This window comes from Flagellimonas lutimaris (assembly GCF_003581615.1).
Lineage (GTDB): Bacteria > Bacteroidota > Bacteroidia > Flavobacteriales > Flavobacteriaceae > Flagellimonas > Flagellimonas lutimaris.
Genome location: NZ_QXFH01000049.1, coordinates 1 through 456 on the forward strand (window position 1 = coordinate 1; position 456 = coordinate 456).

Sequence of the window (456 nt, forward strand, 5' to 3'; positions counted from 1 at the left end):
TCACAGATCTTCAGCGAGGGCGGTTTGGACTACTTGGGCAACCCAAGCTTGGTCCACGCACAGAGCATTCTAGCTATCTGGGCTACTCAGGTTGTGTTGATGGGAGCCATCGAGGGCTACCGTATTGCCGGCGGCCCACTCGGTGAGGTGACCGACCCCATCTACCCCGGAGGGAGCTTCGACCCATTGGGCCTAGCTGAAGACCCAGAAGCCTTCGCTGAGTTGAAGGTTAAGGAGCTCAAGAACGGGAGACTAGCCATGTTTTCGATGTTCGGATTCTTCGTTCAGGCCATCGTCACCGGAAAGGGCCCGTTGGAGAACCTCGCCGACCACCTTGCTGACCCGGTTAACAACAATGCTTGGTCCTACGCTACTAACTTTACACCCGGAAAGTGAAGTTTGTGAGTGAGGGTAGCCCACAGTTATGTAGTGGGTTGAGTTGATTTGTTGTGTAAA

The 456-nt window shown here is 54.2% G+C and carries 1 protein-coding gene; it reads left to right on the top strand.

What is annotated here, in order from left to right:
• Window positions 1–396: chlorophyll a/b-binding protein (locus D2V08_RS18240; RefSeq protein ID WP_147374037.1), on the top strand; the 396-nt coding region annotated here is incomplete at its 5' end.
• Between the last annotated feature and the right edge of the window lie 60 nt (window positions 397–456).